Raw genomic sequence first — 5,562 nt, 5'->3', positions numbered from 1 at the left:
GGCCATGATCTCGCACCTCGATAACTGTACGTAAGATCAGTATAGTTCGTGGTAACTGACTGCTAATCATGGGTAATCAGGATCACGAATAGCCCGAAGCGAGAGACGATCACGTGATCGATCTGAGTGCTGCCCTGGGGGGTGGGCAGGGTCACGTCCTTGAGCAGGCGATATTCCCGCTTGTCGAGAAATAGCCGAATACAGAGATTGATAAACCACTCCCCGACCATCCCTTTGAACCAGGCCGTTTTGAGCAGGGTGGCAATCAACAGCAGTGGCAGGAGAAACCAGAGCTGAGTCAGCAGCGGCGCTATGGCAGCAGTGATATCCATGTGATTTAGCCTTCACAGATCCCGGTCAGGGATGGGTCTCGATGGGGATGATGCTGCGACACTTGGGGTATTCGGGGCAGCCCCAGAAGCTGTTACCCTTGGTATCTCCCCGTTTGCTGGTCCTCAGTACCATGGTTGTGCCGCATTTTGGACAAACCGGTGCTGTACCTGCATGGGCGGCCACGTTGTCCTGCGGGTCACTGTCGCTTGCGACGCGCTCCAACGTGATGCGCACCTCCTCGCTCACCCGAATAATGCGCTGAGCTTCATCGTAGGCATCGCGGTACAGCTCACTGTCATCCGCCCGCCGGATCAACACCCCCATCTCGTTGTTGTTCACCTGGCTGAATTCGTAGAGGTTCAGGCTGGTGACAATGCACATCTCCTCATTGAGGTAGCACTTGGCATGGAGATTTTTGCAAAAGCTGGTGCGGATATAGGTGAGCTCCTTGAGCCAGCTGATCTCTTCCGGTTGGAGTTCGCTCTTGCCATAGACGATCCGCACATCGATCTTGAGCCGGTTCTTGTCGGTCAGCAGCTCCTTGATCCTGTCATTGAGTTTGAGAAAGGGGCTGATCAGGATTAACCGCTCCTTGGCATCCTTTATCAGCTCTTCGAGGAAATAGTTGGTTGCGCTGGTATTCAGAAATTTGGCCATAACAAGCTCCCTGTCCCTGGAAATGTCATGTGTTCTCTGCTCAACAGTAGGTAGTCAGCCTGACCACAATCCCCGGCGTGGTTCTGCTTTACGTCTTCACCCACCGTCCGTATCCCCATGCTAGGAGATACAGGTGGGACCTCATAGCGGCAATGGAGTCAAATGTGCGTTCAGTCAGAGATTTGGTGATGGGGACGGTTCATGTCGCCTTGCTGCGCTAGAAACTCATCGCCAGTCCGATGGAGTAGCCGCTGGTACTGTTGCTGAACATATAGCGGGCCACCAGCCGGGTGCGGGTGATGAAGATGTCGTACTTGCTGCTGTCGAGTTCGAGGCCAAGTCCCAGGGAGTTGAGGCTGTTGAAACCGAGCTGCCCCCGTTGCTGCCCCAGGTATTCGGTTCTGGCCCCTTCCAGCACGTAGCGAAGGGGCCTGTCCAGCAGGGTCCAGTGCCACAGGGGGGCGCGGCGGCGCAGGTAAAGCCCGAGGTTTTCCGCATCGGCCTGACCGCTGACGCTCTCGGCGGTGCCGGTGAAGCTTTGCAGATGCTGGTAGGAGTAGCGCAGCTCGGCATCGATGTCCTGGGCGGCGGAGAAGAGTTCATAGTCCAGCATCAATGAGCCGCCGAGGCCATAGACATTGAGGGTGCCGCCGTCGAGGAAGTCCAGATTCTGGCCACTCCTGTGCTCGAGCAGGGCGGCCCCGATGCGAAGGTCGCTGGCCACCGTGCCCAGGGTGACATTGGCGATGGGCCGCAGCACCAGATTGCCACCAAAGCGATCCCGGTGGACGCCGATATCCCAGCCGATGCCGCCGGTGGCGCTCAGGCTGTTCCATTTGGTGGGTATGGTGCGGGTCTCGTTGCCATCGGTGAACACAAACTGGGGATCGTAGCGGCTGTAACCCAGGGTGCCCTCCAGATAGAGGGGAACATCCTCGCTCAGGGTGGCGCCACCCCCGAACTGGGTGATGGTGAGGGCGGAGGTGTCGTTGGTGCCGCTGCCGATATTCAGGTTGCTGGCGGTGATATCCGGCACCACGGCGTAGCTCATCAGGGAGACGACGGCGTTGGCGCGCTGTTGAACCAGGCTCTCGTCGCTGGCACGGGCCTTTGTCACAAGACCGGCAGAGACGCCGGCAATAACCGCCAGCAAGGAAAGTGTGTGAAAAGAGAGCTGTCTTGCCATACCTGGCTCCATGAGTACCCCGTCCATTGGGGCATGTTCACACTGTAACGGGTTTCATCTGGCTTGGCAGCCTGGCAAGGGCCGACCCGTCCTGTTTTGGGGTGTGCGCATTGGCCTGATGGGCCAAGCTGCCCTCGCTTTGGCGGGGGCAGGGGGGGCGAGAAGGGTGAACCGCTGGGCAGAAATCACAGACATTAATTTATTGTTCAGTTCCCCGGGTGTATAAGAGGCCTCCCATACGAACATTGGGGTGGTAGCAGGGATGGATTACCAGACGGGGCCTTCGGGTCATCATGACGAATGCGCATTACGTTGATGGGAGTCACACCAGATGCAGGACATGCTGCTTGCCATATGGCATCAGGATTTTGATCAGCTTATACAAATGCAGGCAATCGGTCTGCTCGTCACCTGTCTGGTGGTGATCCTCTTCCTTGAATCGAGCTTCGTCTTTCTGCCCCTGCCCGGTGACAGCCTGGTGCTGCTGGCGGGCGGTCTGGTGGGCATGGGGGTGCTGGGGCCCGAGGTGACCTTGCTCTATCTGCCGCTCGCGGCCGGGATAGGGAGCGTGCTCGCCTACTGGCAGGGGCAGGCACTGCATGGCACCCGTTTCATGGGCCATGTGGAGCGAATGATCCCGGAAGGGAGCCTGCCCAGGGCCTCCCGACTGCTGGATCGTTACGGCTTCTGGGCCATGTTCGTGTCCCGTTTCATCCCCTTCGTGAGAGTGTTGACCCCCATGTTGATGGGAGTCTCCCGCCTGCACCTGCTGCGGGTGGCCGTGGCGAGTTTTGCCAGCGCCTTCCTCTGGTCCCTGGTGCTGAGCATGGCCGGCAAGATGGTGATGGCGACCCCGGTCTTTGCCCATCATCAGGAGCTGCTGACCAAGTGCCTGCTTGTCACCTCTTTCGGGTTGTTCGTCATCGCGGTGGCGGCCATCGGCATGCGGCTGCTCAAGCGTCCGAGCAAGCGGGTGCGCTGATCTCACTGCCCGGGCTGCGCCTGCTGCCGCGTCTGGAGAGCGCAGCCCCCGGAAAAATACAGGCCATTTGAGGCGGCATTCCTGTCGCCTATCTGTTACACTTCGCGCCCGCCATTTTCCGGCTCATCTTCTGATCTGATGTCAGACCCAGCCGTCCTTGGCTCCACGCCTCGCCGATGCCAGGCCACACGCCGGCCCAGGCCACCCACGCCAACTACAGCTCCGCTGGAACACAGGAACCCAACATGAGATTTGAATCGTTCGATTTTGCCCCCGAGATTTTGCGCGCCATCTCAGATTGCGGTTATCAGGAGATGACCCCTGTGCAGAGCCAGGCCATCCCGGCCATTCGCCGTGGCCGCGATGTGCTGGCCAGTGCCCAGACCGGTACCGGCAAGACAGCCGCCTTTGCGTTGCCCATCCTGCAACGCCTGGTAGACAACCCGGCGCCGGTGCAGCCTTCCAATGCCCGCGTGCTGATCCTGACCCCGACCCGCGAGCTGGCGGCCCAGGTGGCGAGCAATATCAACGATTTCGCCAAGTATCTTGATATTACTACCCTCACCATCGTGGGTGGCGGCAAACAGGATGTGCAGGCCAAGAAGCTCAAAGCGGGCGCACACATCATAGTGGCCACCCCTGGCCGTCTGCTCGAGCACCTCACCGCCTGCAACCTGAGCCTCTCCGGGGTCGAGACTCTGGTGCTGGACGAGGCGGATCGCATCCTCGACATGGGCTTTAGCGCCGATGTGCAGCAGATCCTGCAGGCGGTCAACAAGACCCGCCAGAACCTGCTCTTCTCCGCCACCTTCTCCGAGGCGGTAAAAAAGCTGGCCAACCTCATGCTGGACAAACCCCAGGTGGTGGCCGTCGACAAGCAGAACTCTACTGCCGACACCGTGAGCCACACCGTTTATCCGGTGGAACAGAAGCGCAAACGCGAGCTGCTCTCCGAGCTTATCGGCAAGCAGAACTGGCAGCAGGTGCTGGTGTTTGCCAGCACCCGCGAGAGCTGCGATGAACTGGTGGAGGAGCTCAACCTCGACGGCATCAAGTCTGCCGTGGTGCACGGTGACAAGGCCCAGGGGAGCCGTCGCCGTGCCTTGCGTGAATTCACCGAAGGCAAGCTGCGGGTGCTGGTGGCCACCGAGGTGGCCGCCCGCGGCCTGGACATTCCGAGCCTGGAATACGTGGTCAACTATGATCTGCCGTTCCTCGCGGAAGATTACGTGCACCGTATCGGCCGAACCGGTCGCGCTGGCAAGAGCGGCATGGCCATCTCCTTCGTCAGTCGCGAGGAGGAGCGCACCCTGCTGGAGATCGAGGCCCTCATCGGCCAGAAGATCCGCCGCATCATGGTGCCGGGTTACGAGGTGAGCAGCCGTGACGACCTCATCAAGCAGTTGCAGGAGCGCCGCCGCTTCGGCAAGCGCCCGCAGCGTGAAGACAATGCCGCCGCCCAGGCCATGGCTGAGGCGAAACTGCAAGGTCAGCGCCTCAAGCGTCTGGCGGCGGCCAAGAAGCCCCGTCAGCCGAAATAAGGCAACGTCGCACCCTCCCGGTCGGGGAGGGGCGTTTACTCTCCAAAGGCGCCACTGGCGCCTTTGTGCTGTCGATGACGCGGCCCCTGGCCGCCCCGTTTCAGAGGATCCGAGATGACCCTTCCTGCTTACAATCAGGCCCTGCTCGAGATGGCCCGCCAGAGCCTGGCGGAGCTGGAGCGCACCGCTGCCCAGAAGACGGGCAAACGCACCCCCGCCCAGGAGAGCCACTTTCTCTGTACCTGGATGGCGGATTCTCTCAAGGAGAAACGCTTCTCCCGGCTGGTGATGGAGGATCTCAAGGCCTGGGTGCAACTGGGGCGGACGCTGGGGGCGGGGGCCGATCTCAAGGGGCTGCTTGAGCGGGTGCAGCGCCAGTATGAGCGTGCCATGTATGAGCCGGTACAGCTGGGGGCGCGCCTGGCCGATCTGCTTTTGGCGCTGGAGGGGGCGGGCTGGCTGGTGTTCACCGACAGCGAACTGCACACCCGGCAGCGGCTGCTGAGCCAGGGGCAATCCAGTCTGATCATCTCGGCCAGCGAGTATCAGGGCCATATCGAGGGAGGTGAGCTGGTCAAGCCCCTCACCCTCTATGTGCGCGGGGACGAGCAGGTACTGGCCGAGGCGGCATTTGCCCGGGGCCTGCTGCTGAGCCAGGGCAACAAGAAAACCACCCTGGTCAAGCACCACAAGGCCTATCGGCTGATGCCGGGCAACGCGCAGCCGGCCCTGGCGCTGCTGGCCTCCTGACCCCACCTTCTCATCCCGTCACCCGGCCCTGCGCCGGGTTTTTTTAGGTTCATCGCGGCTTTCCGGGGAAGGCCGCCTTGATTTTCAGAAAAAAGTATTCTGAGTCCCTAAAT

At 60.7% G+C, this 5,562-nt stretch carries 5 protein-coding genes and 1 pseudogene; 3 read left to right on the top strand and 3 right to left on the bottom strand.

The features are described from left to right. Positions 1-80 precede the first annotated feature (80 nt). From PG896_RS20395 to PG896_RS20385, 3 genes and pseudogenes are all read right to left on the bottom strand, one after another. Positions 81-332: pseudogene (locus PG896_RS20395) on the bottom strand (nuclease-related domain-containing protein); the annotation flags it as partial. A gap of 25 nt (positions 333-357) precedes the next feature. Next, on the bottom strand, positions 358-990 hold the full coding sequence (locus tag PG896_RS20390; protein WP_052816477.1) for a topoisomerase DNA-binding C4 zinc finger domain-containing protein: 633 nt from the start codon (positions 988-990) through the stop codon (positions 358-360). Positions 991-1,207: 217 nt separating this feature from the next. Beyond that, positions 1,208-2,176: a hypothetical protein gene (locus PG896_RS20385; protein ID WP_181023078.1), complete on the bottom strand. Its 969-nt coding sequence runs from the start codon at positions 2,174-2,176 to the stop codon at positions 1,208-1,210. A 331-nt stretch (positions 2,177-2,507) separates the two neighbouring features. On the opposite strand from PG896_RS20385, the gene PG896_RS20380 reads away from it, so the two are divergent. The 3 genes from PG896_RS20380 (at position 2,508) to PG896_RS20370 (ending at position 5,449) form a co-directional block, all read left to right on the top strand. Next, on the top strand, positions 2,508-3,158 hold the full coding sequence (locus PG896_RS20380; RefSeq protein WP_039040377.1) for a DedA family protein: 651 nt from the start codon (positions 2,508-2,510) through the stop codon (positions 3,156-3,158). 245 nt (positions 3,159-3,403) lie between these two features. Then, complete coding sequence (locus tag PG896_RS20375; protein WP_010675179.1) at positions 3,404-4,699, top strand: DEAD/DEAH box helicase; 1,296 nt, start codon at positions 3,404-3,406, stop codon at positions 4,697-4,699. 114 nt (positions 4,700-4,813) lie between these two features. Further along, positions 4,814-5,449, top strand: coding sequence for a DUF2913 family protein (locus PG896_RS20370; protein ID WP_210538642.1), 636 nt, complete (start codon positions 4,814-4,816; stop codon positions 5,447-5,449). Positions 5,450-5,562 lie beyond the last annotated feature (113 nt).

Source organism: Aeromonas sp. QDB30 (genome assembly GCF_027707645.1).
GTDB lineage: Bacteria > Pseudomonadota > Gammaproteobacteria > Enterobacterales > Aeromonadaceae > Aeromonas > Aeromonas caviae.
The sequence above is the reverse complement of the archived record's forward strand: the minus strand, read 5'-3'. Positions and strand labels throughout refer to the sequence as shown.